This is a genomic window from Pseudomonas sp. Irchel s3f10 (assembly GCF_900187515.1).
Classification (GTDB): domain Bacteria; phylum Pseudomonadota; class Gammaproteobacteria; order Pseudomonadales; family Pseudomonadaceae; genus Aquipseudomonas; species Aquipseudomonas tensinigenes.
In genome coordinates this window covers 202,380-228,691 of record NZ_FYDZ01000005.1, presented here as the reverse complement: position 1 = coordinate 228,691, position 26,312 = coordinate 202,380, and the positions used below count along the sequence as shown (strand labels likewise).

The 26,312-nt window shown below is 59.5% G+C and carries 22 protein-coding genes; 11 read left to right on the top strand and 11 right to left on the bottom strand.

Going from position 1 to position 26,312, the window contains the following annotated elements; all coding sequences use genetic code 11:
- The first annotated feature begins 86 nt into the window (after window positions 1-86).
- Window positions 87-575, top strand: a complete 489-nt coding sequence (locus CKW17_RS14060) for a GFA family protein (RefSeq protein ID WP_095120286.1) — start codon at window positions 87-89, stop codon at window positions 573-575.
- A gap of 218 nt (window positions 576-793) precedes the next feature.
- Window positions 794-2,986, top strand: a complete 2,193-nt coding sequence (locus CKW17_RS14055) for a TonB-dependent siderophore receptor (protein WP_095120285.1) — start codon at window positions 794-796, stop codon at window positions 2,984-2,986.
- Window positions 2,987-3,118: 132 nt separating this feature from the next.
- Here the strand turns inward: CKW17_RS14055 and CKW17_RS14050 are convergent, their stop codons facing one another.
- From CKW17_RS14050 to CKW17_RS14040, 3 genes are all read right to left on the bottom strand, one after another.
- Complete coding sequence (locus CKW17_RS14050) at window positions 3,119-4,405, bottom strand: ATP-binding protein (protein WP_095120284.1); 1,287 nt, start codon at window positions 4,403-4,405, stop codon at window positions 3,119-3,121.
- The gene (locus CKW17_RS14045) at window positions 4,406-5,113 is read right to left on the bottom strand and encodes a response regulator (RefSeq protein ID WP_095120283.1); all 708 of its coding nucleotides are present in this window, start codon (window positions 5,111-5,113) and stop codon (window positions 4,406-4,408) included.
- Window positions 5,114-5,254: 141 nt separating this feature from the next.
- Window positions 5,255-5,857, bottom strand: coding sequence for a tRNA-(ms[2]io[6]A)-hydroxylase (locus tag CKW17_RS14040; RefSeq protein ID WP_095120282.1), 603 nt, complete (start codon window positions 5,855-5,857; stop codon window positions 5,255-5,257).
- A 159-nt stretch (window positions 5,858-6,016) separates the two neighbouring features.
- Between CKW17_RS14040 and CKW17_RS14035 the strand changes: the two genes are divergently transcribed.
- Window positions 6,017-6,880 carry a universal stress protein gene (locus CKW17_RS14035; protein ID WP_038366282.1) on the top strand — a complete coding sequence of 288 codons (864 nt, stop codon included), beginning with the start codon at window positions 6,017-6,019 and terminating at the stop codon, window positions 6,878-6,880.
- Between the two features lie 160 nt (window positions 6,881-7,040).
- On the opposite strand, the gene CKW17_RS14030 is transcribed toward CKW17_RS14035, so the two are convergent.
- Window positions 7,041-7,511, bottom strand: coding sequence for a DUF1289 domain-containing protein (locus CKW17_RS14030; RefSeq protein ID WP_064117650.1), 471 nt, complete (start codon window positions 7,509-7,511; stop codon window positions 7,041-7,043).
- A gap of 468 nt (window positions 7,512-7,979) precedes the next feature.
- On the opposite strand from CKW17_RS14030, the gene acnB reads away from it, so the two are divergent.
- On the top strand, window positions 7,980-10,589 hold the full coding sequence (acnB, locus tag CKW17_RS14025; RefSeq protein ID WP_095120281.1) for a bifunctional aconitate hydratase 2/2-methylisocitrate dehydratase: 2,610 nt from the start codon (window positions 7,980-7,982) through the stop codon (window positions 10,587-10,589).
- Between the two features lie 176 nt (window positions 10,590-10,765).
- Here acnB and CKW17_RS14020 read toward each other — a convergent pair whose 3' ends face one another.
- Both CKW17_RS14020 and CKW17_RS14010 read right to left on the bottom strand, forming a co-directional pair.
- Window positions 10,766-12,046 (bottom strand): HAAAP family serine/threonine permease, encoded by a 1,281-nt coding sequence (locus CKW17_RS14020; protein ID WP_095120280.1) that lies wholly within the window; start codon window positions 12,044-12,046, stop codon window positions 10,766-10,768.
- 486 nt (window positions 12,047-12,532) lie between these two features.
- Complete coding sequence (locus CKW17_RS14010; protein WP_034152472.1) at window positions 12,533-12,727, bottom strand: hypothetical protein; 195 nt, start codon at window positions 12,725-12,727, stop codon at window positions 12,533-12,535.
- Between the two features lie 251 nt (window positions 12,728-12,978).
- Between CKW17_RS14010 and CKW17_RS14005 the strand changes: the two genes are divergently transcribed.
- The 5 genes from CKW17_RS14005 to CKW17_RS13985 all read left to right on the top strand — a co-directional run bounded on the left by CKW17_RS14005 (window position 12,979) and on the right by CKW17_RS13985 (window position 16,517).
- Complete coding sequence (locus CKW17_RS14005; RefSeq protein ID WP_095120278.1) at window positions 12,979-13,362, top strand: tautomerase family protein; 384 nt, start codon at window positions 12,979-12,981, stop codon at window positions 13,360-13,362.
- Window positions 13,363-13,580: 218 nt separating this feature from the next.
- Window positions 13,581-14,105: a cysteine hydrolase family protein gene (locus CKW17_RS14000; protein ID WP_095120277.1), complete on the top strand. Its 525-nt coding sequence runs from the start codon at window positions 13,581-13,583 to the stop codon at window positions 14,103-14,105.
- 346 nt (window positions 14,106-14,451) lie between these two features.
- Window positions 14,452-14,934, top strand: coding sequence for a DUF4822 domain-containing protein (locus tag CKW17_RS13995; RefSeq protein ID WP_095120276.1), 483 nt, complete (start codon window positions 14,452-14,454; stop codon window positions 14,932-14,934).
- A gap of 15 nt (window positions 14,935-14,949) precedes the next feature.
- Window positions 14,950-15,378: a hypothetical protein gene (locus tag CKW17_RS13990; RefSeq protein ID WP_095120275.1), complete on the top strand. Its 429-nt coding sequence runs from the start codon at window positions 14,950-14,952 to the stop codon at window positions 15,376-15,378.
- Window positions 15,379-15,548: 170 nt separating this feature from the next.
- Window positions 15,549-16,517: a 2-hydroxyacid dehydrogenase gene (locus CKW17_RS13985; protein WP_016982938.1), complete on the top strand. Its 969-nt coding sequence runs from the start codon at window positions 15,549-15,551 to the stop codon at window positions 16,515-16,517.
- Here the strand turns inward: CKW17_RS13985 and tssA are convergent.
- From tssA to CKW17_RS13960, 5 genes are read right to left on the bottom strand one after another with little or no spacing between them, the layout of a single operon-like run.
- Window positions 16,514-17,596 carry a type VI secretion system protein TssA gene (tssA, locus tag CKW17_RS13980; protein WP_095120274.1) on the bottom strand — a complete coding sequence of 361 codons (1,083 nt, stop codon included), beginning with the start codon at window positions 17,594-17,596 and terminating at the stop codon, window positions 16,514-16,516. The two genes, CKW17_RS13985 and tssA, sit on opposite strands and share 4 nt — an antisense overlap.
- Entirely contained in the window at window positions 17,593-21,414 is a 3,822-nt protein-coding gene (locus tag CKW17_RS13975) for a type VI secretion protein IcmF/TssM N-terminal domain-containing protein (protein ID WP_095120273.1), read from the bottom strand. The genes tssA and CKW17_RS13975 overlap by 4 nt, the downstream gene beginning before the upstream one ends.
- Window positions 21,411-22,175, bottom strand: a complete 765-nt coding sequence (locus CKW17_RS13970; RefSeq protein WP_095120272.1) for a DotU/TssL family secretion system protein — start codon at window positions 22,173-22,175, stop codon at window positions 21,411-21,413. The genes CKW17_RS13975 and CKW17_RS13970 overlap by 4 nt, the downstream gene beginning before the upstream one ends.
- Before the next feature lie 18 nt (window positions 22,176-22,193).
- On the bottom strand, window positions 22,194-23,525 hold the full coding sequence (gene tssK, locus CKW17_RS13965) for a type VI secretion system baseplate subunit TssK (protein ID WP_095120271.1): 1,332 nt from the start codon (window positions 23,523-23,525) through the stop codon (window positions 22,194-22,196).
- Between the two features lie 45 nt (window positions 23,526-23,570).
- Window positions 23,571-24,017, bottom strand: coding sequence for a hypothetical protein (locus CKW17_RS13960; protein ID WP_016982933.1), 447 nt, complete (start codon window positions 24,015-24,017; stop codon window positions 23,571-23,573).
- A gap of 227 nt (window positions 24,018-24,244) precedes the next feature.
- On the opposite strand from CKW17_RS13960, the gene tssB reads away from it, so the two are divergent.
- Window positions 24,245-24,787, top strand: coding sequence for a type VI secretion system contractile sheath small subunit (tssB, locus tag CKW17_RS13955; RefSeq protein ID WP_095120270.1), 543 nt, complete (start codon window positions 24,245-24,247; stop codon window positions 24,785-24,787).
- A gap of 30 nt (window positions 24,788-24,817) precedes the next feature.
- On the top strand, window positions 24,818-26,299 hold the full coding sequence (gene tssC, locus CKW17_RS13950) for a type VI secretion system contractile sheath large subunit (RefSeq protein ID WP_016982931.1): 1,482 nt from the start codon (window positions 24,818-24,820) through the stop codon (window positions 26,297-26,299).
- The last annotated feature ends 13 nt before the right edge of the window (window positions 26,300-26,312 follow it).

Below are 26,312 nucleotides of genomic sequence, written 5' to 3'. Positions count from 1 at the left end.
GCTGCGCCCGCCCGTCGAATCACACCGGCCGCCATCGTGGTGAATGTTCTACGCTCAACCGCACATTCAAAAACGGGAGAGCAACCATGCAACTCGAAGGCTCCTGCCATTGTGGCGAGGTCACATTCAGCCTCACCAGCACCCATCCCTACCCTTATCAACGCTGCTATTGCTCGATCTGCCGCAAGACCCAGGGCGGTGGCGGTTATGCGATCAACCTCGGCGGCGACGCGAGCAGCCTCAAGGTGCGCGGGCGCAAACACATCAGCGTCTATCACGCGAAGATGAAAGACGAGGGCGACAAACGCGCCCATCGCAGCACGGCCGAGCGGCACTTCTGTTCACTGTGCGGCAGCGGCCTGTGGTTGTTCAGTCCGGAGTGGCCGGAGTTGATCCACCCGTTCGCCTCGGCCATCGATACGCCATTGCCAGTGCCGCCGGAGCACACGCATTTGATGCTCGGTTCGAAAGCACCATGGGTGGAAGTCGAGGCTAAATCGAAAGACCAACAGTTCGACGTCTACCCCGAAGAATCCATCGCCCAGTGGCATGAACGCCTCGGATTGACCCGATAGATCCACGGCAAACACAAATCCCTGTGGGAGCGAGCCTGCTCGCGAAGGCGTCCTGTCAGCCAACATTGATATTTCTGACCCAACGCTTTCGCGAGCAGGCTCGCTCCCACAGGTTTTTCATCGTTCTTGATTCGACGCAGTTCCCTTTTCCCGCACTCGTTCGGTTAACCCCTCAGAAGCACTTCAACTACCGATCGATTCGATGCAAAGGGATCTCCATGTCGCACGTCCGTTTCGCCCTGTGCCCGCTGGCACTGGCCTTGCTGAGCATTTCTGCCAACGCCGCTGAAAAAACCGAGCAGACCTTGCAACTGGGCGCCACCAACATTTCCGCCCAAGGCCTCGGCGCCACCACCGAAGACACCCGCTCCTACACCACCGGAGCCATGTCCTCGGCCACCGGCCTGCCGCTGTCGATCCGCGAAACCCCGCAATCGGTGACGGTCATCACTCGCCGGCAAATGGACGATCGCGGTGTACAAAGCATTGGCGATGCGTTGCGCAATACCCCCGGCATTTCCATGCAGAAGTACGACAGCGACCGAACCGAGTTTTCCGCGCGCGGACTGGCGATCACCAACTTCCAGTACGACGGCATCAACATTCCCTACGATGGCGTTTACGGCGAGAACCCGAACAACGGCGACGACGCCGCGAGCATCGACCGCATTGAAATCATCAAGGGCGCGACCGGCCTGATGACCGGCTCAGGCGATCCGTCGGCTACGGTCAACCTGATCCGCAAGAAGCCGACCAAGGAATTCAAAGCCTCGATCAGCGGCACCGTTGGTTCGTGGGATGCCTACCGCACCGTCGGTGATATTTCCGGTTCGCTGACTGAATCGGGCAACGTGCGCGGACGTTTCGTCGGCGCCTATTCCGATCAGAATTCCTATCTGGATCACTACAGCCAGCGCAAAGACCTGTTCTACGGCATCCTCGAAGCCGACCTCAGCGACGACACCCTGCTGACCTTCGGCGTCGACAAATCCAGCACCACGCCACGCGGTTCGTCGTGGACCGGCAACCCGGTGTATTTCGCCGATGGCGGGCGAACCGATTTTGGTCGCCACTTCAACTCCGCCGCGGACTGGAGCCGCCGCGATTTCGACAACATCACCTACTTCGCCTCCTTGGAACAGGCGTTGGCCAACGACTGGAAATTCAAGGTCAGCCTCGACCAGAAAACCACCGATCACGACACCCGCCTCGCTTCGGCCAGCGGTGGTAATCCGAACCGCGCCACGGGCGAAGGCATGTTCATGTATTGGGGGCGCTGGGAAGGTCATCGCGTGCAGAACACCGCTGACGTCAACGTCTCCGGGCCCTTCACCCTCGGCGGTCGCGAGCATGAACTGATTGCCGGCGTGATGACCTCGCACTCGCGACAGACTGGCGCAACCTACGACAGCAGTGCGTTTTCCGAAGTGCCAGGGAGCATTTACGACTGGGACGGCAATCTGCCGAAACAGGACTTCCCGAAGAACGGCAAATACCAGCGCACCCAGAGCCAGAACGGTATTTACCTGGCCACGCGCCTGCGCCCGACCGACGATCTCTCGGTGATTCTCGGCAGCCGCTTGAGCACCTTCAAGTACAACGAAGACTACCGCTACAACCCCGGCACCGGCCTCGACGACACCCACACCAGTTACAAAGAACACGGCGTAGTCACACCGTACGCCGGGGTGATCTATGACCTCGACGACACCTACTCGCTGTATGCCAGCTACACCAGCATTTATCAGCCGCAGACCTACAAAGACGCCAACGGCTCCACCCTCGCCCCGGTCGAAGGTGACAGCTATGAAACCGGTTTGAAAGCGGCGTATTTCGACGGTCGTCTCAACGCCAGCCTGGCGTTCTTCCGCATCGAGCAGGACGGGGTTGCCGAGTCGATCGGCACCAACGCGGTGACCAATGAAGGCATCTATAAAGCCATCGACGGCGCCACCACCAAAGGCGTCGAACTGGAACTGGCCGGCGAACTGGCCGAAGGCTGGAACCTCTCCGCCGGCTACACCTACGCACGTACCCGTGATGCCGATGAGCAGCGCATGTTCGGTTATCCGTTGTCGACCACCAAGCCTGAGCATACGGTGCGCACCTTCACTACCTACCGTTTGCCCGGCGTGCTCGACAAGGTCACTGTCGGCGGTGGCGTGAGCTGGCAGAGCGCGTTCTACGGCAAGATCTACAGCGCCCCGGCCGGCGACTACACGCGGATCAAACAGGGCGGCTACACCCTCGTCGACCTGATGAGCCGCTATCAGTACAACGAGCACCTGAGCTTCACGGTCAACGCCAACAACGTCTTCGACAAGCGTTACCTGACGGGTCTGGGCAACTTCGACACTACGTTCTACGGTGAACCGCGCAATTTGATGCTGACGACCAAGTGGGATTTCTGATTCTGGGCTGAAATAAACAGCGCCATGGATGGCGCCTTCGCGAGCAGGCTCGCTCCCACATTGGATTTGTGAACGCCGCAGATCACCGTGGGAGCGAGCCTGCTCGCGAAGAGGCCGGCACAGATCACAACATTAATCCAGATGCGCCCAGGTCATCCGGAACGACGCCCCACCCCAAGGCGAATCACCCACTTCAACCTGCCCGCCATGCGACTGCGACACGCGGCGCACCAACGCCAAACCCAAGCCAAACCCACCCGTACGCCGATCCCGACTGGCATCCAGTCGCGAAAACGGCTCAAAGATCTTCTCCCGCCCGTCTAGCGGCACGCCCGGCCCATCGTCGTTGACCCGCACTTCGTAATATTCACCGCTGCGCACCAGCGTCACTTCAACCCGCTGCTCGGCATAACGAATCGCATTGCGCAGCAGATTGATCACCGCCCGCGCCATGAATCGAGGCTCGATGCGCACGGTGTCGAGCCGGCAATCACCAATCAACAACTGCACACCCGCCGCTTCGGCCTCCAGCGCCACGCTGCCGACCACACTGTCGAGCCAATTGGCAGCTTGAATGTTTTCGCGTTTGATCACCGTCGCGCCGCGCTCAAGGCTGGCGTAGGTCAACAGTTCCGAAACCATTTCCTCCAGCTCGCCGAGGTCGGCATACATATCGGCAATCAGCTCGCGGTTCTGGCTGGGGTCCGACTGCTGCTTGAGCTGATCAAGCTCAAACGACAACCGCGCGATCGGCGTGCGCAGCTCGTGGGACACGGCATTGGTCAGCTCACGCTGATTGGCGATCAGGCCTTCGATGCGCGCCGCCATCAGGTTGAAGTGCTCGGCCAGATCGCGGATGTTCGAGCGTTTCGACAATTGAATTCGCACCGACAGATCGTTGTCGCCAAAACGCTCGGCGGCCAGGCGCAGTTTCTCCAGATCACGCCAGTGCGGACGCACCCAGAAAAACAGCACGAAGCCGATCAGCACAGCAATCATCAGGTAGGCAGCGGCGATGTAGAACGGCATCAGGCTCGGCTCGGCCGGCAAACGGATGCTGAGCAGTTGCGGGCCATCGTCAATGGCGGAAATGTACTGGCTGTACTTGTCGCGGATCACCAGCAGCCCTTTGGCCAGCTCGGCTTTTTCCTCGTCGCTGAGGGCCAGTTCAGAGGTATCGACCAGCGTCAGCCCCAAACCGTAATGCGGGCGAATCGTTTCCAGCTGCTTTTCCCGGGCCGGGCCATCGAGGTCACGCAACTGCTGAGCCAACGTCCACGCTTGCCCCCGCACAGCCTCGCGGTTGTAGTCCTGCATCTGATAATCGAGCAAGGCATCAAAGGTGCGTTCGACCGTCTGCAACGCCAGCACCAGACCAATCGTCATGACCAGAAACAGCCCGAGAAATAACCGCAGCATCTACAGCTCCCACGCAAACGGATTGAACAGATAACCCTTGCCCCACACGGTTTTGATACAGATCGGCTCGCGGGGATTGTCCTTGAGTTTGTTGCGCAATTTGCTGATGTACACGTCGACGCTGCGATTGAGCCCATCAAAAGCGATCCCGCGCATGCGATTGAGGATATCGTCGCGCGACAGCACTTTGCCGGCCGCGCTGGCCAGCAACCACAGCAGCTCGAATTCCATGGTGGTCATTTCGATGACCTCGCCCGCCAGCCGCACTTCACGGCAACTGCGGTCGACGCTCAACTGGCCGAACTCCAGAAAATTCACCACATTGCTGTCCGGCACCTGTCGCCGTTGCAATGCTCGCAACCGGGCCAGCAGCACCGGCGGCTTGATCGGTTTGATCACGTAGTCATCGGCACCGGATTCCAGGCCGAGAATGTGGTCGAGATCGTCCTCCTTGGCAGTCAGAATCACAATCGGCGTGTCCGATACACTGCGAATCTCGCGGCACACGTGCAAACCGCTCTGCCCTGGCAACATCAAGTCGAGCACCACGACGTTCGGCTTGAACTCGAGAAAGGCCGCCACGGCCAGATCGCCGCGCAGCACGGTGCGTACTTCATAACCGTGCTGTTCGAGAAAGTGTGCGATCAGCGCTGCCAGACGCTCATCGTCTTCCACCAGCAGGACTTTGCCAAAACCCAGGTTATCCATAACGTCCGTCTGCCGCCCATGTGTGAAGTGGTCGGCATTATGGCGGCTTTCGTGGCACAGGCGTTTGCTTCAGGCAGCAAAAACCGGCCGCTGGGGCCGGTTATCGGTGATGTTTCATACTCTTAAGAGTTTTTAACAATCTTATGCAGGGACGCCGCTGTGGAAGCGGAACTCGTCGTCCGGCGACTCGATCAATTCTTGCTCGGCGGCACGGACCTTGTCGATGACCTGAGCAATATCCTTCGCGTCCCCATACTGGTAGGCGAGTTTCAGATAACCCTGAAAATGCCGTGCCTCGCTTTTCAGCAGGCCAAAGTAGAACTTGCCGAGTTCTTCGTCCAGATGCGGCACCAGGGCTTCGAACCGCTCGCAACTGCGCGCCTCGATAAACGCGCCGACCACCAGCGTATCGACCAGTTTCACCGGCTCATGGCTGCGCACCACCTTGCGCAAGCCCGAAGCGTAACGGCCAGCGTGGAGCTGGCGCAGTTCGATCTTGCGCCGTTTCATGATGCGCATGACCTGCTCGTGGTGCACCAGTTCTTCCCGGGCCAGACGCGACATCATGTTGATCAGGTCGACGTGAGAATGGTACTTGGCAATCAGGCTCAGGGCGGTGCTGGCAGCCTTGAACTCGCAGTTCTTGTGGTCGATCAGCAGGGTTTCCTGATCGGCCAGTGCAGCCTCAACCCAGGCGTCGGGGGTGCGGCAGCCAAGGAATTCGTGGATTTCGGGAAGGATCATGGGGCTCACGGTAAAAGGTGTTCGAGCGAAGGGCGCCGATTATACCGGCCTGTCCGCAGACCACCAGCGGCTGGCGTTGATATGCATCAAGTCGCGGAAGATCGAGCAGCAACTATAGTTGTGCAACGCCGTGCCTTTTCTTTGCTGGAGACTCCGCTCATGCAAGCCATTCGCAGCATTCTGGTGGTCATCGAACCCGAACATTCGGAAAGCCTGGCGCTCAAGCGCGCGAAGTTGATCGCGGGCGTGACCCAGGCCCATCTGCACCTGCTGGTGTGCGACAAGAAGCACGACCATGCCGGCATGCTTGGCGTACTCAAGGCTGCGCTGGTGGCCGATGGCTACAGCGTGACCACCGAGCAGGCGTGGAACGAGAGCTTGCATGAAACCATCATCGATGTGCAGCAGGCCGAGGGTTGCGGGCTGGTGATCAAGCAGCACTTCCCGGACAGTTCCCTGAAAAAAGCCCTGCTGACCCCGGCGGACTGGAAACTCCTGCGCCACTGCCCTACTCCGGTGCTGCTGGTGAAAACCGCAGGTTCGTGGAAGGACAAAGTGATTCTGGCGGCGGTGGACGTGGGCAATGCCGATGGCGAGCACCGGCATCTGCACACGACGATCATTGATCATGGCTATGACATTGCCAGTCTGGCCAAGGCGCATCTTCACGTAATCGCTGCGCATCCATCACCGATGTTGTCGGCTGCAGACCCTACGCTGCAACTGAGCGAAACCATCGAGGCGCGTTATCGCGAGCAATGTCGGGCGTTTCAGGCTGAGTTCGATGTCGATGATGAGCATCTGCACATCGAGGAAGGCCCGGCGGATGTGTTGATCCCGTTTATGGCGCACAAGCTGCAGGCGGCAGTGACCGTGATTGGCACGGTGGCGCGTACCGGGTTGTCAGGGGCGTTGATCGGCAATACGGCGGAAGTTGTGCTGGATGCACTGGAGAGCGATGTGCTGGTGCTCAAGCCGCAGGAGGTTGAGGATCATTTGGTGGAGTTGGCGGTGAAGCACTAAACAGCTCACATTGAAATACGATCCCTGTAGGAGTGAGCCTGCTCGCGATGGCGGTGTGTCATACGACAACAGTGTTGACTGATAGACCGATATCGCGAGCAGGCTCACTCCTACAGGAAAACGCATTCCAAATGTGGGAGCGAGCCTGCTCGCGAAGCTTCTAGGCGCCGAAGGCGTCTTTGAGGAATCCCGGGGCGATGTAGCGCTGATAGTGCGCTTCCGACAGCAGGAAGAATTCCCGATCAATGGCATCGCGCAACTCCGGCAGGTTCCAGTCGCGAAACTCCGGCAGCAACACCATTCCGTACGCTTCCAGATTAATGATCACCCGCGCACCGCGAGCAATCAGCTGATACGCCCAGCAATATTCCGACTGGTGCGGCACGAAGCGGATCTTGCGCTGTTCCAGCTGCTCGCGCAGGCGCGCGGAATCGAAAATCTCGACCTTGGCCGCCATCACTTGTGACAGCAATTGCTCCAGACGCAACCACACCGCACGTTTTTCCTCCTCGTTGTAGCCATTCCAGTGGATCACTTCGTGGTGGAAACGCTTGCAGCCACGGCACACCAGATCACCGTAAACAGTGGAGCAGAGGCCGACGCAGGGGGTCTTGATGGTCTGATTGGGCATAAGATAGGCAAAACACTGAAACGCGGAACAGGTCGGCATGTTAGCCCTTTGTCGGGCATTGATCACCCCTCAAACATCAGGGTCACAGCCGCGCGCGGCGTTTGCCCCGGCCACGCGCATTGCCACGAAAGTCCAATAGAGCGCGACTTACCTTTAAATTTTTTTTGCCGTAGAATCAGCCAGCCTTTTAAGGCGCCAATGTCCGTTAGAAGCTGTTTTCAAAGCGTCACGAGCACAGTCGTTCCTTCAGAGCGGTGTTGGCGAGGGATTTTTCCAGCGGGGAAAAATCCAGCGCCAACCCTCATCAGCTCCCCGTTCTGCAGGCGTAAAACTTTGAAAGCAGCTTCTGTAAGGAATTGCCGGTAATTCTGGCCGAACGACCCACAACGTCGTGAGGAGCATGAGTACGGCAATTTCGGGATGAGCGTCCCGGACACCCATTTGGGACCACTGATGAGGGTAATAACTGTGCTTGAAGCCTACCGCAAACATATCGAAGAGCGTGCAGCCCTGGGTATCGTTCCCCAGCCGCTTAACGCCGAACAAACAGCAGGCCTGGTCGAGCTGCTGAAAAACCCTCCGGCTGGCGAAGAAGAATTTCTCGTTGACCTGATCACCAATCGCATTCCACCAGGCGTGGACGAAGCGGCCTATGTCAAAGCCGGCTTCCTCTCTGCACTGGCCAAGGGCGAAGTTTCCTCCCCTCTGCTGGACAAAAAGCGCGCTGTAGAACTGCTTGGCACCATGCAGGGCGGCTACAACATCGTCACCCTGGTTGACCTGCTGGACGACGCCGAACTGGCGCCAGTCGCTGCCGCACAACTCAAGCACACTCTGCTGATGTTCGATGCGTTCCACGACGTCGCAGAAAAAGCCAAGAACGGCAACGTTCACGCCAAAGGCGTACTGCAATCCTGGGCTGACGGCGAGTGGTTCAAGAACCGTCCGACCCTGGCCGACAAGATCAGCCTGCGCGTCTTCAAGGTTACCGGCGAAACCAACACCGACGACCTGTCCCCTGCTCCAGATGCCTGGTCGCGTCCAGACATCCCGCTGCACGCCCTGGCCATGCTGAAAATGGCCCGTGACGGCATCGTTCCTGATCAGCAGGGCGCCATCGGCCCGATGAAGCAGATCGAAGAAATGCGCGGTCAAGGCTTCCCTATCGCCTACGTCGGTGACGTGGTCGGTACCGGTTCCTCGCGTAAATCGGCAACCAACTCGGTGCTGTGGTTCTTCGGCGACGACGTTCCTTACGTGCCGAACAAGCGCGCTGGCGGTTTCTGCTTCGGCAGCAAAATCGCTCCGATCTTCTACAACACCATGGAAGATGCCGGCGCACTGCCAATCGAGTTCGACGTTTCCAACATGAACATGGGCGACGTGATCGACCTGTACCCGCATGCTGGCAAAGTCTGCAAACACGGCACCGACGAAGTCCTGACCACCTTCGAAATGAAGACCCCGGTGCTGTTGGACGAAGTCCGTGCCGGCGGCCGTATCCCGCTGATTATCGGCCGTGGCCTGACCGAGAAGGCTCGCGCCGAACTGGGTCTGCCACCGTTCGACCTGTTCAAGAAGCCAGAAGCCCCAGCTGAAAGCACCAAGGGTTTCACCCTGGCGCAGAAGATGGTCGGCAAGGCTTGCGGTCTGGCAGAAGGCCAAGGCGTTCGTCCTGGCACCTACTGCGAACCGAAGATGACCACCGTGGGTTCTCAGGACACCACCGGTCCAATGACCCGTGACGAACTGAAAGACCTGGCGTGCCTGGGCTTCTCCGCTGATCTGGTGATGCAGTCGTTCTGCCACACCGCGGCGTATCCGAAGCCGATCGACGTGACCACCCACCACACCCTGCCTGACTTCATCATGACCCGCGGCGGCGTTTCCCTGCGTCCGGGCGACGGCATCATCCACTCGTGGCTGAACCGCATGCTGCTGCCGGACACCGTCGGTACCGGTGGTGACTCGCACACCCGTTTCCCGATGGGCATTTCGTTCCCGGCCGGTTCCGGTCTGGTTGCGTTTGCTGCTGCCACCGGCGTTATGCCGCTGGACATGCCGGAATCGATCCTGGTGCGCTTCAAAGGCAAAATGAAACCTGGCATCACCCTGCGTGACCTTGTTCATGCCATTCCTTACTTCGCCATCCAGAACGGTCTGCTGACCGTTGAAAAGAAAGGCAAGAAAAACGCCTTCTCCGGCCGCATCCTGGAAATCGAAGGTCTGGAAGGTCTGACCCTGGAGCAGGCGTTCGAACTGTCCGACGCCTCGGCCGAACGTTCGGCTGCCGGTTGCACCATCAAGCTGTCGAAAGAGTCGATCACCGAGTACCTGAACTCCAACATCACCCTGCTGCGCTGGATGATCGGTGAAGGTTACGGCGATGCGCGTACTCTGGAACGTCGCGCTCAAGCGATGGAAGCCTGGGTGGCCAACCCGGAACTGATGGAAGCCGATGCCGACGCCGAATACGCCGAAGTCATCGAAATCGATCTGGCCGACATCAGCGAGCCTGTACTGTGCGCGCCGAACGATCCGGACGACGCCCGTCTGCTGTCCAGCGTTGCTGGCGAGAAGATCGACGAAGTGTTCATCGGTTCGTGCATGACCAACATCGGTCACTTCCGCGCTGCCGGTAAACTGCTGGATCAGGTCAAGGGTCAGCTGCCAACCCGTCTGTGGCTGTCGCCGCCGACCAAAATGGACGCTCACCAACTGACCGAAGAAGGCTACTACGGCATCTACGGCAAGGCTGGCGCACGCATGGAAATGCCAGGCTGCTCGCTGTGCATGGGTAACCAGGCACGCGTTGAGCCAAACAGCACCGTGGTGTCGACATCGACCCGTAACTTCCCGAACCGTCTGGGCGACGGCGCGAACGTCTACCTGGCTTCGGCCGAGCTGGCGTCCGTGGCTTCGATCCTGGGTCGCCTGCCGACCGTCGAGGAGTACATGGAATACGCTGGCAAGATCGACAGCATGGCGGCCGATATCTACCGCTACCTGTCCTTCGACCAGATCGCCGAGTTCCGTGAAGCTGCTGCGAACGCCAACATCCCGGTCGTTCAAGCCTAACGTAACAACGCAATGAAAAACGCCGCCCATCGTGAGATGAGCGGCGTTTTTTTATGCCTGATGGAGGGTGGTTGCCTGTTCGGGCCTCACCGCTTTCGCGAGCAAGCTCAGCTCGCGAGCCAAAAAAAACCGCTGTGCCCGGGCAGGCACAGCGGTTTTAATCGATTGAATCCGTGTTACATCGTCAGCTTGTAAACCAGTGCCGAAATCGCTACCAGACCTACCGCCGTAACAAACACGTTAGACGCCTGGCCACGATAGCGCGCCATCGCCGGAACCTTGCGAATGGCATACATCGGCATCAGGAACAGAATCGCCGCGATGACTGGGCCGCCGACGGTTTCGATCATGCCCAGAATGCTCGGGTTCAGGGTCGCCACGATCCAGCAGATCACCAGCATGAACGCCGCCACAATGCGATCCAGTGCCTTGGCGCTCGGACGCTTGCCGCTCTTCACGATCAAGCCTTTCAGGCCCTCACTGGCACCGATGTAGTGGCCGAGGAACGACTTGGAGATCGCCACAAACGCAATCAACGGTGCCGCAAAGGCGATGGTCGGATTGCTGAAGTGGTTGGCCAGATAAGACAGGATCGACAGATTCTGCTCTTTGGCTTCCGCCAATTGCTCTGGCGACAACGTCAGTACGCAACTGAACACGAAGAACAGCACCATCAGCACCATCAACGCGTGTGCGCGGGACAGAATCTGCGAGCTGCGCTCTTCAGCGTGGACGCCATAACGACGTTTCTGATCAACCGCAAATGCCGAGATGATCGGCGAGTGGTTGAACGAGAACACCATCACCGGAATCGCCAGCCACAGCGTGTGCAACAGCGCGGACGGCGCCGGCACCTGCGATGCCGTGGTCAGGATGCCGCCGTTCCAGTGCGGAATCAGGTAAACGGCGAGGAACAACAGCGCGACAATAAATGGATAGACCATCAGGCTCATGGCCTTGACGATTGCCTGCTCGCCACAACGCACCACCGCCAGCAAACCGAGAATCAGCACAAACGACAGCAGCGCGCGCGGTGGCGGCGTGATGTGCAGTTGATGTTCGAGGAAGCTGGCGACCGTGTTGGTCAGGCCGACGCTGTAGATCAGCAGGATCGGGAAGATCGCGAAGAAGTACAGCAGCGTGATCAGTGCACCGGCCTTGATGCCGAAATGTTGCTCGACCACTTCCGTGATGTCGGCACCTTCGCGACCGGACAGCACGAAGCGGGTCAGGCCACGGTGCGCGTAGAACGTCATCGGGAAGGCCAGCAGCGCAAGGACCACCAACGGCCAGAAGCCACCCAGACCTGCGTTGATCGGCAAAAACAGGGTACCGGCGCCGATGGCCGTCCCAAACAGTCCCAACATCCAGGTGGTGTCCTGGCGATTCCAGCTCGAAAGTTCAGCGGGTGCTACTGCATCAAAGCGTTGATCAACGCTTTTGGCCTGATCATTCATCCGGTCGGATCTCCGCATTCCGGTCACTTGCCACTCGGTCAGGACGCGTCGGAAAAAACCGACAGACATGCTCCGGCCGAAACAGGGGCGCGATTCTCCGTGATAAATGAGCATAAGCAAAGACTTAGCTGAGGAATGGTCGTGCGGAGCAGATCAGCCGGGGTGTCGTTATCGGGAAATTATCTGTCGTAAACAGGTATTCGTGATGTCGTTAATAGGCACATGCAAGGGTATTCAGATGGTTCGAGCCAACACTATCACGAAAGCGATCCCCACCGCGCCCATCAACATTCCAAGGCTAAACAGCAAAACCGTTTCACGCCTTTCGGCTTTGCGAAAGGGCTTCATGGCTTCTCTGAACTCAAACTCCTCTTGATACAGTCGGTCTATCCTGGCTCTGCTTTCCTCTGTGCTCATACTGCCCCCTTCCCTTTTTTTGGTGCTCTGAATCAACACGCATGCGCAACTGCAACCTGCTGTGCTCTCTTACAGCTTCAAATAAAGCCCAACGGCGGTGGCAATTGCAGTTAATGCCCCAGCCCCCACCACAAGGGGATACAAGAAAGTCTCAAGTTTCAGTTTTGCTTCCTCCGCCAAAAGCTTGCGCCTCTCCGCGCCGAGCTTTTGGGTTTCCGTTTGTAGCCTTTCGAGTTCCACATTTTTGTGGTCATCCAGATGCATGAACCTTCCTTGGCTGCTGACAGTTAACGCTCGGGAAGTTTTTCCATCCTGGACCACCTCCCATCGCTGCCCCATGATTTCGCGTTAACCGTCTGCCCGATAGCAGATGGCTCTGCCAAATGCGTAGGTAAAATCCGTGAGTTTCGTAGGTAGCCTCATACAAAAACAGCAACGAGGTCATCACCCCACACTTTCAATTTGATTGATATGTTCTAGCGTGAATGAGTCCCCTCCCCCCGGAGTCTCTGCCCATGCCCCTCGTTCGCGTCGATATCCAGCAAAACCCCGACCCCACTTTCGCCAAACGCATTGGCGAGCACATCTACGCTGCCCTGCGCAGTTGTATCGATGTGCCCGAGCACGACAACTTCCAGATCCTCACCGAGCACGACAGCCAGCATTTCGTCTACGACCTGCAGTATCTGGGGATCCAGCGCAGCGATGGCGTGGTGTTCATTCAGATCACCATCAGCGAAGGGCGCACCGTGGAGAAAAAGCAGTTGCTGTTCAAAACCATCGCCGAAAGCCTGCACACACAATTGGCGGTGCGCCTGGAAGACGTTTTCATCAATCTGGTCGAGGTAAAAAAAGAGAACTGGTCATTCGGCAATGGCGTCGCGCAGTACGTCACTTGAGCCGCTCATTGACAGCCCGTTATCAGCGCCAGCATGATCGGCCCATGAACATTCGCGCGCTGCAACTCACCCGTACCACCACGACCGCCACCGGCGGGTCGTGGTGTTTCTGTCTGAGGTAAACCCAGCGCAGCAAACCCCAGGCCCCGCCAGCAATGGACGGGGCCTTGTTGTTTCTCCCGTCCGTGCGGCATCTGCAGCACCCAAGGAGAAACACCATGCCCGCAGCACTGTTGATCATCGATATGCAGGTCGGTCTGTTCCACGGACCGGAAAAGCCCTACCAGGGCGAACGGGTTCTGGCCAACATCCAGCGCCTGGTCGCTCAGGCCCGCACGAATCAAGTACCGATCTTCGCGGTGCGCCACACTGGCCCGCAGGGCTCACCGATTGCCGCCGGCAGTCCATTCTGGCAACTGCTGCCAGCGCTTGAACTGGACGCTGACATCGACACCCTCTTCGATAAATTCCGACCCAATGCTTTCCATGGCACTGACCTTGCGCGGCAACTCCAGGGCGCACAGGTAGAAGAGCTCTATGTGGTCGGCATGAAAAGTCAGTTCTGCATCGACAGCACCTGTCGCAGCGCTGCCGATCTGGGCTTCAACCCCTTGCTGGTCGCCGATGCCCACACTTGCATGGACACTGCCGAGCTATCGGCCGAAGCAATCATCAAACATCACAACGCTACGCTCGGTGCTGCCTTTGCACGATTAATCGACAGCGCTGAAGTGACGTTCTAAGGAAATCCACTCTGAAGTTGACGCAACTTGCCTTGCTGCGGTTGCGTCAACCAGACATTTGTCACGGCATCCTTAGTCCTACAGCATCGTGTAATTAGTCAAGGGTGCCAGCGACTTTAACTACAGACAACGCCAACAAACAAGCAAATCGGACACCAACTTTTCAGAATACTCCTACAGCCTAAACAGCCAAAAAAACTCACAACAAAATATTACTTAAAACCGAATACCAGCCATTTGTTACAAACAACTACCCAGCCATTGAACAATGTTCCACGGCAGGTCTATATTTTTATCGCCCTGAATTCGAAGACTAATAATTGAAGTGTGATCAAGAGGACACAGCATGCAAAAGAACATGATGACCGGCCTGCTGTTGGCCGCCCTGCTTGCCCCGCTCGCCAGCGCCAATGCCGACGTCCGCGAGCTGGCTTCTTCACCGCGATGGCTGACCACCAAGGTCTACATCGACGGCGCCCCGGAAACCGACGTCAAAGCGAAGTACCCCGGCGTCGTCGGTATATCGACGTGGGATCCCGAGCGTAATCGATACGAGTTCTTTTACGCCGATACCGGCGAATCAAAGTACAACAACGGTGGTGGCGGTTATTTCTTTGTCACCGGCGATCAGCAACAGCACATTCTTGTGCCGGATATCGGCCCGAGCAAAACAGTTGTCAGGCGCCTGGAAACATTGAACGACCGTGAGTTCACTTATTCTCGTGAAGTCCCCCGCGACATGGTCGACAACAATCCTCTTGTGCGCATTCATGTCGTTCACGCGCCCTATACCGGAACAATAGAAACCAAGTCCGCCATCAAACAATAAAACCAGGAGTTCGCTATGCAAAAGTCACTTAAAACCCTGCTGATGTCGACTTTACTGACTTCTTCCGTCTATTGCGCCGGGGTCAGTGCGCAAACCGCTACCCAACCTGCAAAAAATGCCGTCGCCACTGCCGACAACGCGATGATGCTGACCGTGTTTCTGAAACATGATCAAACCCGCCCGTTAAGCGAACTCAAGGCCCAGCTCGCGCAACAGGGTTTCCATAAAACGTTTCCACCGGCCGGTGTCGAAGTGGTGAGCTGGAACATCATGATGGGTATCGGCCAAGTCGTGACCGTACGCTTTCCTGTCTCGCGTCTGGCGGAAGTGAACCTTGCGCTGGAAAACACCGCATGGGGCAGTTACCGAACCGAGTTCTATCCGACCTACGATATCAAGCCACTCGCGATGGCTGAACAAGCCAAAGCCCAAGCGGCCCAATGATACCGACAGCACACCGGATCACCGGTGTGCTGCCAGCCTTGCTTCTTGTCCGAAGCCGTCCAGAATCAAAGCACTACTGCGCGAATGACAACGATTGCCAAGTCGCTGCGGATTCAGCACTCTGAAACAACTTTCGCGACCACCCCGCAGACGTTCACAGGAGCCGCGCAATGCCCGCAACCGTTCTGGTACTGGTTGAAACCATCAATGACTATTTGCCGATCCTCGAACATCAGGGCTTCCACCTGATCCTCGCCCCCACACCCGCCGAACGTGCGCAAGCCATCGCCACCCACGGTAGTCGCATCGATGCAGTGCTGACCCGTGGCCCTTTGGGCCTGACCGCCGATGAAATCGCCGCCCTGCCCGCGCTGAAAATCATCACGGTGATCGGTGCCGGGTACGAGCATGTTGACCTGCAAGCCGCGAGCAACCGCGGCATCACCGTCACCAACGGCGCCGGGGTCAATGCCTCATCGGTGGCCGACCATGCGATGGCGATGCTGCTGGCGCTGGTCCGTGACATCCCGCGTTGCGACGCTGCCGTACGCCGTGGGGAGTGGCCGAAGATCATGCGCCCGTCGCTGGCCGACAAACGCCTGGGGATTCTCGGGCTCGGCGCAGTGGGCATGGCGATCGCCAAACGCGCAAACCTCGGCTTCGACATGCAGATCAGCTATCACAGCCGTCAGGTGCGCAACGATGTGCCGTACGCATTCTGCTCGACGCCGACCGAACTGGCGCGAGCGTCGGACTTCCTGATCGTCGCCACGCCCGGCGGCATCGGCACACAGCATCTGGTTACCCGCGCAGTGCTCGATGCGCTCGGTCCGAAAGGGTTTATCGTCAATATTGCCCGCGCCAGTGTGATCGCCACGGCGGATCTGATCACCGCCCTTGAACAACGCAGGATCGCCGGTGCCGCACTGGATGTGTTCGACCACGAGCCGCAAGTGCCGGATGCGCTGAAAACCCTGAGCAACGTGTTGCTGACACCACATGTTGCCGGCCTGTCACCGGAAGCGACGCAAGGCACGGTGGAGTTGGTGGGCAAAAACCTCGTCGCGTTCTTCTCCGGCGAACCGGTGCTGACGCCCATCGCACTGCCACCAAAACTCAACAACCAGCGCGTGCACTAAAGCACGCCGAGCAACGTCCACAAACGCCGCGATTCGGCGTCGGCACTGATCAACTCACCGAGCAATTCGCTCAGCGGCTTGTTGCCCCACTCGACCCCGCGCCGGATCAGGTACGGCACCGGACTGTGGGGTTCGGTACGGGCGAGGTATTCGGCGATCAGCAGCAATTGGCGATACGCCTCTTCGCGATTGGCCGGCTCACGAAAGGCCAAGGCGACCGGTGCGGGTTCTTCCGGCTGCGCAACGGCGACGGGGGCTTCGACTGGCGGCGGTGGCGGTGCCGGTTGTTGTGGGTGCATGGCGATAAACTCCTGAACCAGTTTCAGCAGCGCCTGGATAGTGTCCTGCAAGGGGCGCAATCCCGGCGCCTGATCCCCCAGATAGCCATCACTCCAGGTGTTGAGCCGTTGCAAGTGTTGCAGGCTCAGGAGCAGATTGCCCTGAGTGCGCAGCCAGAATGCCAGCGGCGTGGCGCGGATTTGTTCGTTGAGCTTCTTCTGTTCATTGCGTGCGGTTTCCGCCGAGGTCTTGGCGTTCTTGCTGTCGTTGGTCTGCACTTGCTGCACCTGCAAGCGCCGCCAGACTTCCAGGGTGTAAGCCTCGAAATCGCTGTTGCGGCTACCAAACAACGGCACCCGCGTGAGCAATATTTCACTGTACCGGCGCACCAGCCATTCCAGCGGAATCACGCGCCACGACTGGTCGCCGTCCTCGGCCTGCGGGTGCAGATGCTCGGGAAAGCGCTCACACAACCCGGCGACCAGCGCCAGACTCCCAGGCAAGCCGTCCAGCGCTTGCAAGTGCAGCCACGCCTCGCCGAGCCAGGCGCTGAGCATCAGGTCCTTGCTGCGTTCCAGCAATAACGTCGTCGTGAGTTTTTCGACGTCCGGCCAGTTCGCGCGCTTGAGCGTCGATTGCCAGACCCCGGTCGGCAGGCTGGCGTCGTCTTCGCGACGCAGGTCGCGCAACTGGTCGAACTCACGTTCATAGCGCAGATCGACGCCGCACGGCGCATCCGCGCTGAGCGGTATGAGCAGTTGGTCAATCAAGTCCGGCAACGTCGTCGATGGCAGGCTCACAAGTCTTCCTTCTGCGATTCAAGGGCGGCGGTGCTGCCGGTCACCTGAAACGGCGAACGCGGCGCGCGGGTTGGCAACGGCGCGATCGACAGCGGCAGTTTCGAGCCCTGGCTCATCAGCGACAGGCGCACGAACATTCGCGTGAAGTCGCTGGTGACGCTGTCCGGCGCCCCGGTCACGGGTAACCGCAACGTCAGCGGGAAATCGGTGTAATCCACGTTTGGCTGACGCTGCACCGAGAAATGCGCGCGCATCAGGCGCAGCAATGACCATGGCCCGCCGTACTCCCAACCGGCCTCCAGATCACGCACCACCAGATTCGGTTGCAGTGGATCATTGACCGGCCGTTCCTTGCCGTTACGCGCCCAGCGCAGGGTCAGGCGGACAGGCTGGCCGACCATCCAGCGCAGGTTCGGCTGCTCGGCTGCCGGATAGTTGATTTGCTGATTGCCGGCGAGCAAGCCCCAGGCAATCACCTGATCGGCGCCCAGTTCATCATCGCGATCGGTGCGCCAGCGCACGTCCAGCTCGACGCCAAGGATGCCGCTCTTGTCACGCACGAACAGCGGCGTCAGCCAAGTGCTGGCCTGCTTCAAACGGTTGAGAAAATCCGCCGCGGCCAGGCGTTCCGGGGTCTGGTTGGTGGCTAGGCCGGCCTGCGCAATCGGCAGTTTTTTGTCGATCAGTTGCAGAAAATATTCAACCCGCGCCGGATCGGCATCCTGCATCTGCACGCCGTTGGCGAACGGAAAACGATCCGCCAGATATTGATTGAAGTAGTTGGCCAGCTCATTCCACGCCGCAGCGGCCTGTTGCACTTGCAGCAGCTGGCAACGCTGCATGGCCTCCTGCTGCAACTCAACCGCGCGCATCGCCAACGTGCCGCGTCCGCCGGCGACGTTGGCGGTCTGCAACATTTGCAGGCAGGAATTGACGTCCATCTCGACGAAATCGCGGCTGACCAGTTGCTCGATCTGTGCCGGCGAACTGGCCGGGTTGGCCTCTTTGTATTTGCGCAGTTCGTCGTTGAGCGCACTGAACTGCGTCACGCGCTCGTAATCCAGTGCCGACAGATTGGCTTGCTGCGTTGTCAGCCACTGCAACGATGACGTCCGCCGCTCAGTAATGCCGAGCATGGTGTTGAACTGCTGCTTTAGGCTCAGTTTCAGATCCTGCACGTCGCTGGCGCCGAACAGCTCCAGACCGAGATTTTTCGAGCCGTCCCACTGGCTGATTTCGGCCCGCCCGCCGAACAGCGGTTGCGCGGTGATTTCATCCAGACCACCCATAAGCTGCGCCATGGCGCGGCGGTTGAGCGCCGTTTGCAGACGCGTGGCGAGATCCGCGCGATGCACCTCGACGAAAGCCTTTTGCAGGGCCATGGCTTGCTCGGCCTGCACATTGAACACAGCGTAAGGATGCGCCTGATCGTTGTGATCCTTGAGGCTCAACCACATCGCCTGGGCGGCGGCACGCTCGGCGGCTTTGAGCACCGCAACGCGATAGTCCGGTGGAATGCGTGGCAGTTCTTCGGCGATGTAGCTGTTGTAGTCGGCGAAATATTTCAGCGATTCATTGAGGTCATCGCCGTCCACGGTCTGGCCTTGCATATTGACGTTGTCTTCGCTGGCACGCAGGGCGACCGAAACGAAGTCACGCTTGAACAGCGCCTGGATCGCGTTATCGAGTTTCACCACTTGCTCTTGCAAGGCCAATTGCCCGCTGACTTGCTGTACCAGCAAATTGTCCCGCGAGCCGATCTGGGCGATCCATTGATCGCGGAAACTCTGCTGCAAGCGTGACGCTTGCGTGTCGAGGTCTTGTTGGACTTGCGCGCCCAACAATGTGCTCTTGCCCACTTTGGCGAGGAAGTCACCATAACCGGGCACCAATTCCTGGCCTTTGCCACGGCTCCACGTTGCATTGGTCAGGGCAATCGCCGCTTGCAGATCGTCGACCAGCGCGGTCAGCTCTTCGAGCTCGCCCAGGCTGTTGCCACTGCCCGCCTCCAGTTGATCGAGGTGCAACTTGAGGTAACCGGCCTTGCTGACAAAGTTGTCGGCGAGGAAATATTGATCCAGCCAGCGCTGCATCAATCCGGAAAAATTGCTGACGATCAGCGGCCGGTCGACGCTCAGGTCGAGTGCCTGCAAGCTGCCGTCTTCGCCGGCCACCAGCAACCGATTGTAGAAGTTCGCGTAGGGCAAGGTGCCGGTGTTGAGGTTCAGCGACAGCGCGGTGTTGCTCAGTTGCACCAGGTCGTCCAGTGGCGCGCGCTGATTGTTTTGCAGTTGATTGAACAGCTGATTCTGCTGCTCCAATCGCAGTGCCCGATCCACCAGATCGGTCGCCTTCAGATAGTTCTGCCACTGCGCGGGGTCGTCGCTTTCGACACTGCTGCGCCGGTCGGTGCTGCGGATCACCTTGATCTGCGCCAGCTCCGCGCTCAGCAGGTCATGCAGCGGCACCACCACATGACGCTGGGTGGATTGCAAGACTTCCTGCTCGAGCTGATTGTCGAGCGAGGAAAACCACGACGTCGGGAACACCAGCGAGACAAAGCTCCAGTGCGGCGCGCGTTCCAGGACGCGCCAGAAGGTCTGCACATTGCGCCGGGTCGAGTCGACCCGCTGCGCTTCATCGCTGATCGCCACGTAGCCCTTTTGCGCGCCCTGCATCTGCCGCGCCAGTTCGTGAGCATCCTTGACCGACGCATGCCAGACCCACAGCATCGCCACCGCCCAGACCACCCCGACGACCAGCGCGATCCCGGCAGTCAGCCGCTGCCAACGCTGGCGCAGACGCAACAGGCGCGGTACGCCGTGCGCCAGACCACGCTCACCGACCAGTCGCTGGCGCCACAGCTGTCGGGCAAAGGCGCTGCGCTGCAAGCCGCTGTCATCCACGGAAAACCCGTCCTGCGCATCCTCCCCGGCCACATTGGCGGTGAAATACACACCACGGAAACACGGTGCCTCACCTTGCGCATTGCCCTGAAACACCGGCTCCAACACGTTCTGCAAACCGCGCCGCAAGGTTTCCAGACGATCCGGCAAGGTAAACAGATCCGCACTCAACTGCCCGGACAAGGTGCCAATTTCAATCACCGCTTCGGCCACCGCGCGGTGCAGACGATCCAGCGCCTGATCGCTCCACTGGCCTTGCCAGACGGCATCGCGCGCATAGGCTGACGACCAGCCCAACGTGGCTTCGCGCGCCTCTTGCGGCAAGGCGCTGATCAGATCCTGAACCCCCGGCAATTCCTCAAGCCCGGTGACAATCACATACACCGGGACACTGAGCCCGAAGCGTTGCAGCAGGTCGATAAAGCGCCGACGCGCGGCCAGACCCAACTGAGTTGCTTGTTCGAGATTACTTAGCCGACTGACTGGCACCGTCCAGACCACTGCGTCCAGCGGCCGTTTACTGCGCAGCCGCAGGATCAGGCCGAGCAGCCGCCACCAACTGCCGCGCTGCAAGTGCATGCCGTCGTCCGGCAGAAACAATGCTTGCGGCACCACCAGCACAGCCCCTTCGGGGTCCGACCACCAGCGACCGAACCACGCCGGTTTATCGGTCGGTTGCAGGCGCCATTCTGTGACCAGTTGGGTGCCTTGGACTTCGTCGCCGAGCATCAGCAACCATGGCATCTGATAGCGGTCGAGATTGCCCTGGTCGCGTTCCATATGGCGCACGGAGGCATAGAAACTGCGGATCGCCGCGCCACTCTGGGTGCGCAACCACCACACCGCCACCACGATGATCACCAGCAACAACAGCAGCGCGATGCACCACGCAACGATCGTCAGCGGGCTCATGAGGCTTGCTCCGGCGCACTCACCCTATCGCCGCTTTGCAGTGCCGGCGCCAACTCCTGGCCGATGTCCCGCCACAACCAATGCCCCAGCGCGGTCAACAACAGCACCATCGCCAGAATACCCAGTGCCAGACGAAAGCCATCCGGCAGCGCCGTGCGCACCGGCAGTTGCAGCGCCGGTGTTTGTGAGGGCTGCACCAGGCGCTGACTGACATCGGCGTAACTGGCTTCGTCTTGCCAGGCCAGGTTGTACAGCGCCAACCGCCATTTCTCCAATTGCGCCTGACTGTGTTCACCGCGCAGACGGCCATGGAAACCGAGGATCAGACACTGCAGGTACACGTTGGCCAGATCGCGAGTGGTCGGCTGCTGTTCTTCGAGCAAGGTTTGAATCGCCGCGGGTACTTGTTCGCCCGCCTGACGGCTGGAGTACAGACGCGACTCCAAGGGTCTTTCCTGCCACGCCGCTTGGCCGGGCCATGGCGTGAACAGCAGGGTTTCGTCGACCAGCGCGACAAATGCATATACCAATGCCTTGACCTGTTCGGTCGCCGAATCGCCGACCCGCGAATAGGCCGTGCGCCACAATCGCTGCGAAGCCTGCGTCGAGAGTTCGACAACGGTCTCGACCAGCGCCGCTTCGTCCTCGCTGTCCTTGGGCAATTGCAGCCAATCCTGTTGCCATTGCTGCCAGGTCTGGCGGAACGCGCTGCTCAACGGTGCGTCCTGCAACCCAAGGCTTGCGGCACTTCCCTGCGACATACGGCGTTCCTTGTGTGATCAGGCACTTTCATTGTTCTGGGCGATAAACAGCACCACTTGCCATGGACTGCTGGTCAGCTTCGCCGCCGGTGCCGCAATCATCAGCGGCAGTTGCGCGTCGAACCACGCGCCCTGGGCGGTGATCACAAACAGGCGCGTGTCTTCGCCGACGCTGTAGGCAACCTGTTCGCTGCGGCTCATGGCCTGATGGGACAACCCGCTCATGCGCTGACGGCTGAGCAGCGCAATGTGCGGCGCCGAGGCGATGATCGCGCCACGCAACCAGTCGATCGCGGCTTGCTCACTGGCACCGTTGGGCATGCGCAGACCGATGACCAGACGCTGACTCGGCTGCTCGTCCGGCAACTGAATCGAGAAGCTCTGCTCACTGCGTTCGAACGGCAGGCTGCGATAACCGGCCCGAATCATTTCCAGGGTGGTTTCCAGCCATTGCAGCACCGCGTCGTAACCGCGCTGCAATTCGACAAAATCCAGCGGGGCAAACGCCGGCACGCCGGCCAGCGGATCGAGCGCCGACCACGCGCCCGCCAGTCCGAGCAGATGCACATAAAGGGTTTGCGGATGGGCGATGCGGCTGTTCAGTGCGCCTTCGACTTCCGGCAGGCGCGCCCATAACGCGGTCAACTGCCGGCGAATTTCCAGCGCGTCGTCCTGATTGCCGGCCTGCTGCGCCTGACGCAAACGGCCGCCGAGAAACAGGCATTTCTCCCGTGCCCGCGCGCAGAGCCCGGCGATGCGTCGGCCAAGTGCGGATTCCGGCAACAGGATCGGCGTCGGTGGCGTGTAGGACAACGGCAGAAATCCACCACCCTCCTTGCGGATTTTCAGCAGCGGCAGGCAGATTGAATCGGCTTTGTTCAGTTGTGTGCACAAACGCGGATTGGGTCGCCACACGGTAATTGATTCGGGAAATTCACCGCTGGTGAGATCCGGCAACGCCTCCCCCACTACCGATTGCATCCGGCCCTTGAGCGGCAGCAATTGCCCGGCACGCCACATCGGGCTGATTGCCAGAAACACCGTGACGGTGGCATCGTCGGCGGCATCGATCGCCGCGCTGACGTCCAGCTCCAGGGTTGGCCCGGTGCCGGCCTGCAAGTCCACCGGCAGACCATCGGGCATCGTTCCTTGCAGCGACAGCACGCGCACCATGCCGGCGCTCAGCGCCGAAGGATCGAACTCCATGTGGCTGACGCCCCAGAACCACGGGTTGCACGCCTGCGCCATGTGCGCACCGAGCGCTTCGGCCCGCAGCCCCTGCAACTGAAAATGCTGCGGCAACAATTGCATGCCTTCATGCCAGCAAACCGCGTCAGGTAGCAGACTCATACGACTCCTTTCGACCCTGCCGCAAGCCGGCGGCGAGCGGTGTTTTCAATTTTCCCGGCTGACCAGATTCATCTCGCGACTGTCGAATTTCAGCCATGCCTCGCGTTGATCATCGAGGCGTAATCGGTGCGCTCCGGGTGTGTTATAGCTGGCGAAGACCAAAAGTCCAGCGGCCTTCTTGCCCCCCAACGGGAAGGGTTGGCGGTCGATGAATTGCCCCGGCACCAGCTCCAGTCCCCACACGCTCATCAACTGACGATAGTCGCGCTGGTACTGCTCGCGCCCGGCGAACCACTGACTGGCGCTGATACCGGACAATTGCTTGAGCAGATCAGGGTCGGCGACCGCGATGAAATCCACGGCAATCGGCGTGTCGTCGTTGGCTTTGGGCGCGACGTCGAGGGTCAGGCTGTCGAGGTCCACCTTCGGCCCGAAGAGGGAGCAACCGGCCAGGGACGCAAACAGCAGTGTTAGAAAAAGTCGTCTACGCAAAATGAATTTTCCTTTTCACAAGCCTGTCCAAAAATGTTTTTGCTTGCTTTTTTATAGACCTGTTCTAGCGTCTTGGGTAGTTCGGTTCCTACAGCCGAATCAAGAAGGTTTGTCAAAGGAACGACAGGTCATCTGCCTCCCTTTCTAACCTACGGTCCAGCAAGGGAAAGCGATGAACGGGCCTCCCCGATGCATTGCGCCCGCTCATCGCATCGGAGTCCGCCGTCATGGCAGAAAGTACTCAGCACAAGCTCGACCGGGTGCGCCCGCCCCGAGTGCAAATCACTTACGACGTCGAAATCGGCAATGCCATCGAGAAAAAGGAACTGCCACTGGTGGTCGGGATCCTCGCTGACCTCTCGGGCAAGCCACTTGAGCCATTGGCAAAACTGACTGACCGGCGTTTTACCGAAATCGACCGCGACAACTTCAACGAAGTGCTCGCCTCGATCAGCCCGCGCGCCACGCTGCAGGTCAACAACACCCTGAGCGGCGACGACAGCAAGCTCAACATCGAGCTCAATTTCAAACACATCGATGACTTCGACCCGGTCAAGGTGGTGGAACAAGTCACCCCGCTGCGACGCCTGTTCGAGGCCCGCCAGCGCCTGCGCGATCTGCTGACCAAACTCGACGGCAATGATGACCTGGACAAGCTGTTGCGCGACGTGATCGCCAACACCGAAGGCCTGCAGGAAATCAAATCGGCCCGCCCGGACACCGCTACCCCGGCAACTGATGCCGAGGCGCCGGCCGAACCGCAAGCCTGATCGTCCACTTAATCGAGGGGAGAATTCGCCATGCCCGCTTCAGCTCAGAAACAAGCCAGCGACAGTACGACCGAGACACTTTCCCTGCTCGACCAGATCATTCTCGACGGCCGCATGGCCCACGATGACAGTCAGCAGGATTACGCCCGCGACATGCTCGCGGAGTTCGCCACTCAGGTCCTCGACGAAGGCATGGCCATCGACAAGGACACCGTGGCGATGATCAACGATCGCATCAGCCAGATCGACGAGTTGATCAGCGCCCAGCTCAACGAGGTGTTGCACCACCCCGATCTGCAGAAACTCGAAGCCTCGTGGCGTGGTCTGCACATGCTGGTGCAGAACACCGAAACCAGCACGCGACTGAAACTGCGCCTGCTCAATGTCACGCAGAAAGAGTTGCAGAACGACCTGGAAAAAGCCGTCGAATTCGACCAGAGCGCGCTGTTCAAAAAAATCTACGAAGAAGAATACGGCACCTTCGGTGGCCATCCGTTCAGCCTGTTGGTCGGTGACTACACCTTCGGTCGTCACCCGCAGGACATCGGCCTGCTGGAGAAACTGTCGAACGTTGCCGCTGCTGCGCATGCGCCGTTCATTGCCGCCGCCAGCCCGCGCCTGTTCGACATGAACAGCTTCACCGAACTGGCCGTGCCGCGTGATCTGTCCAAGGTGTTCGAGAGCCAGGAGCTGATCAAGTGGCGCTCATTCCGCGAGAGCGAAGATTCGCGCTACGTGTCTCTGGTGCTGCCGCATTTCCTCCTGCGTCTGCCCTACGGCCCCGACACCTCGCCGGTGGAAGGCATCAACTACGTCGAAGACGTCAACGGCACCGACCACAGCAAATACCTGTGGGGCAATGCCGCGTGGGCGCTGTCGCAACGCATCACCGAAGCCTTCGCCAAGTACGGCTGGTGCGCGGCGATTCGTGGCGCTGAAGGCGGCGGCGCGGTGGAAGGTCTGCCAGCGCATACGTTCCGCACCAGCTCCGGCGATTTGTCACTGAAATGCCCGACCGAAGTGGCGATCACCGATCGCCGCGAAAAAGAGCTCAACGACCTCGGTTTCATTGCCCTGTGCCACAAGAAAAACAGCGACGTTGCGGTGTTCTTCGGCGGCCAGACCACCAACAAGTCCAAGGTCTACAACACCAACGAGGCCAACGCCAATGCGCGGATCTCGGCGATGCTGCCGTACGTGCTTGCCGCCTCGCGTTTCGCCCATTACCTGAAGGTGATCATGCGCGACAAGGTCGGCAGCTTCATGACCCGCGACAACGTGCAGAGCTACCTCAACAACTGGATCGCCGACTACGTGCTGATCAACGACAACGCGTCACAGGAAATCAAGGCGCAGTACCCGTTGCGTGAAGCGCGCGTGGACGTCACCGAAGTCGCCGGCAAGCCCGGCGCCTACCGCGCGACGGTGTTCCTGCGGCCGCACTTCCAGCTCGAAGAGCTCACCGCGTCGATCCGCCTGGTGGCGACTTTGCCGCCACCGGTTGCTGCCTGACCTGCTTTGCCCT

Excerpts from the sequence above, each read along its gene's own strand:
- CKW17_RS14055 (WP_095120285.1), top strand. The coding sequence starts at position 794 with ATGTCGCACGTCCGTTTCGCCCTGTGCCCGCTGGCACTGGCCTTGCTG.
- CKW17_RS14030 (WP_064117650.1), bottom strand. The coding sequence starts at position 7,511 with ATGCCCAATCAGACCATCAAGACCCCCTGCGTCGGCCTCTGCTCCACT.
- CKW17_RS14045 (WP_095120283.1), bottom strand. The coding sequence starts at position 5,113 with ATGGATAACCTGGGTTTTGGCAAAGTCCTGCTGGTGGAAGACGATGAG.
- CKW17_RS13995 (WP_095120276.1), top strand. The coding sequence starts at position 14,452 with ATGCAAAAGAACATGATGACCGGCCTGCTGTTGGCCGCCCTGCTTGCC.
- CKW17_RS13990 (WP_095120275.1), top strand. The coding sequence starts at position 14,950 with ATGCAAAAGTCACTTAAAACCCTGCTGATGTCGACTTTACTGACTTCT.
- CKW17_RS14035 (WP_038366282.1), top strand. The coding sequence starts at position 6,017 with ATGCAAGCCATTCGCAGCATTCTGGTGGTCATCGAACCCGAACATTCG.
- CKW17_RS13985 (WP_016982938.1), top strand. The coding sequence starts at position 15,549 with ATGCCCGCAACCGTTCTGGTACTGGTTGAAACCATCAATGACTATTTG.
- CKW17_RS14010 (WP_034152472.1), bottom strand. The coding sequence starts at position 12,727 with ATGCATCTGGATGACCACAAAAATGTGGAACTCGAAAGGCTACAAACG.
- CKW17_RS13975 (WP_095120273.1), bottom strand. The coding sequence starts at position 21,414 with ATGAGCCCGCTGACGATCGTTGCGTGGTGCATCGCGCTGCTGTTGTTG.
- CKW17_RS14050 (WP_095120284.1), bottom strand. The coding sequence starts at position 4,405 with ATGCTGCGGTTATTTCTCGGGCTGTTTCTGGTCATGACGATTGGTCTG.
- CKW17_RS14000 (WP_095120277.1), top strand. The coding sequence starts at position 13,581 with ATGCCCGCAGCACTGTTGATCATCGATATGCAGGTCGGTCTGTTCCAC.
- tssB (WP_095120270.1), top strand. The coding sequence starts at position 24,245 with ATGGCAGAAAGTACTCAGCACAAGCTCGACCGGGTGCGCCCGCCCCGA.
- tssK (WP_095120271.1), bottom strand. The coding sequence starts at position 23,525 with ATGAGTCTGCTACCTGACGCGGTTTGCTGGCATGAAGGCATGCAATTG.
- CKW17_RS13970 (WP_095120272.1), bottom strand. The coding sequence starts at position 22,175 with ATGTCGCAGGGAAGTGCCGCAAGCCTTGGGTTGCAGGACGCACCGTTG.
- tssC (WP_016982931.1), top strand. The coding sequence starts at position 24,818 with ATGCCCGCTTCAGCTCAGAAACAAGCCAGCGACAGTACGACCGAGACA.
- CKW17_RS14020 (WP_095120280.1), bottom strand. The coding sequence starts at position 12,046 with ATGAATGATCAGGCCAAAAGCGTTGATCAACGCTTTGATGCAGTAGCA.
- CKW17_RS14060 (WP_095120286.1), top strand. The coding sequence starts at position 87 with ATGCAACTCGAAGGCTCCTGCCATTGTGGCGAGGTCACATTCAGCCTC.
- CKW17_RS14040 (WP_095120282.1), bottom strand. The coding sequence starts at position 5,857 with ATGATCCTTCCCGAAATCCACGAATTCCTTGGCTGCCGCACCCCCGAC.
- CKW17_RS14005 (WP_095120278.1), top strand. The coding sequence starts at position 12,979 with ATGCCCCTCGTTCGCGTCGATATCCAGCAAAACCCCGACCCCACTTTC.